The 1,875-nt window shown below is 70.3% G+C and carries 4 protein-coding genes; all 4 read left to right on the forward strand.

The window, feature by feature from the left end; all coding sequences use genetic code 11:
- Window positions 1-242 (forward strand): hypothetical protein (locus VOI19_RS18845; RefSeq protein ID WP_323794469.1); only part of this gene is annotated, 242 nt, incomplete at its 5' end.
- 79 nt (window positions 243-321) lie between these two features.
- Window positions 322-759, forward strand: a complete 438-nt coding sequence (locus tag VOI19_RS18850) for a DUF309 domain-containing protein (RefSeq protein ID WP_323794470.1) — start codon at window positions 322-324, stop codon at window positions 757-759.
- A gap of 45 nt (window positions 760-804) precedes the next feature.
- A complete protein-coding gene (locus tag VOI19_RS18855; RefSeq protein WP_323794471.1) occupies window positions 805-1,395 on the forward strand; it encodes a TetR/AcrR family transcriptional regulator in 591 nt (196 codons plus the stop codon).
- 2 nt (window positions 1,396-1,397) lie between these two features.
- A partial coding sequence (locus VOI19_RS18860) for an ABC transporter transmembrane domain-containing protein (protein WP_323794472.1) occupies window positions 1,398-1,875 on the forward strand: 478 nt, incomplete at its 3' end.

Genomic DNA, 1,875 nt, shown 5'->3' on the forward strand with positions numbered 1-1,875 from the left:
CGGCGGCGATCGCCCTCCGAAGCGCTCGGCGGGACTTCGAGGCGGTCGAGCGGATCGCGAACCGCACGGTCGACGGGATCGAGGGCTACGTCCTGGAGGGCAGCGAGGGCAAGACGATGTTCTACGAGTTCGGCGTGCAGCACGCCGGGGCGTTCGTGGCGCTGGCGTTCGATCTTCCGGTCGACAACTCGAGCTCGAGAGGAATCGTCGAGTCGGTGCTGGCGTCGGTCGAGTGGCAGTGAGGAGCGCCCGGCCCGCATGAGTCCTGACCTCCGGAGGCTTGCATTTGAGAGGGTGGGCGCCGAGTGAAGGACGGTGACCATGACCCACGATCGTGACCGCAACGCGCACGGGCGGGCGGAGCAGTCGCGTCCGCGTGACGCCCTCGGCCGACCCCTGCCCTACGGCGAGGACGGCGTCGAGCCGATCGACGAGACGCCGTTGCCACCCGAGGAGACCATCGCGTTTGCCCGCCGACTGCTCGAGGAGGGTCGGCCCTTCGCCGCGCACGAGGCACTCGAGGTCCGGTGGAAGTCCGGTCCCGACGACGAGCGCGAGCTCTGGCAGGGGCTGGCCCAGCTCTGCGTCGGTCTGACCCACCGCGCCCGCGGCAACGACGTCGGCGCCGCGCGCCTCGTCGAGCGGGCGGCGGGTCACCTGACGACCTACGAGCGTGGCGCGGGCGCGACGTACGGCCTGGACCTCGGTGGGCTGGTGGCGTGCGCCCGGGCGCGAGTCGGGGAGCAGGACCCGCACTAGCACGTCGATGGGGTGAGTGAGCGCTCACTCACGTACTCTCGCGGGATGACCCCTCGCGCCCCCTCCATGGCCCCCGCCGACCGACGGGACGCGTTGGTCGGTGTCACCCTGCAGCTGCTCCGAGAGCACGGCCGCGACGTCACCACCCGCCAGATAGCCGAGGCGGCCGGCATCGCCGAGGGCACGATCTTCCGGGTCGTGGCCTGCAAGGAAGACCTCGTCGACGCAGCCATCGCCCGCGCGTTCGAGCCCGGCGACCTGGTCGACCGCATCGAGGGGATCGACGCCGCGCTGCCGCTGCGCGAGCGCCTGGTGCTGCTCGCCTCGATCTTCCAGGAGCGCGTCCAGGCGACGTTCGCCCTGATGCAAAAGGTCGGCCTGGTCCGCCCGCCCGACCATCAGCACGACAGTGAGGCCGCAGAGGCCTGGAGGACTCAGGTCGCGGCCCTCATGACCGCGGTCGTGGGGGACGATGTGGAGCGCCTCGACGTCCCCGTCGACCACTTCGTCCACGTGCTCCGCCTGCTGTGCTTCGCCGGCAGCCACCAGCACATCGCCGACGGTCGGCTGCTGAGCCCCGAGGAGATCGTCGACACGGTCCTCCACGGTCACCTGCGCACCGAGAGGAGGGGCTGAGCATGTTGCTGCGGCTGCTTCGCGAACGACTCGTGCCCTACCGCCACCTGCTGGCTGCCGTCGTGGGGCTGCAGTTCGTCAGTGTGCTGGCGATGCTCTACCTGCCGAGCCTCAACGCCCGGATCATCGACGAGGGGATCGTGGTCGGTGACACCGGCACGATCGTGCGCCTCGGTGCGGTGATGCTGGTCGTCTCGGTCGCCCAGATCATCGCGTCGATCGCCGCGGCGTGGTTCGGTGCGAGGGCGGCGATGTCGTTCGGTCGCGACCTGCGGCGCGACCTCTTCCAGCGGGTCGGCACCTTCTCGGCCCGCGAGCTGCAGCACTTCGGGGCGCCGTCCCTGATCACTCGCAACACCAACGACGTCACCCAGGTGCAGATGCTCGTGCTGATGGCCTGCCTGATCGCGGCCTCGTCGCCGATCATGATGATCGGCGGGGTCATCATGGCGTTGCGCGAGGACGTCGGCCTCGGCTGGA

This window comes from Nocardioides sp. (genome assembly GCF_034670285.1).
In the GTDB taxonomy this organism is placed as follows: domain Bacteria; phylum Actinomycetota; class Actinomycetes; order Propionibacteriales; family Nocardioidaceae; genus Nocardioides.

Bases quoted from the DNA above. Each gene is read 5' to 3' on its own strand.
- VOI19_RS18855 (WP_323794471.1), top strand. From the start codon at position 805: ATGACCCCTCGCGCCCCCTCCATGGCCCCCGCCGACCGACGGGACGCG.
- VOI19_RS18850 (WP_323794470.1), top strand. From the start codon at position 322: ATGACCCACGATCGTGACCGCAACGCGCACGGGCGGGCGGAGCAGTCG.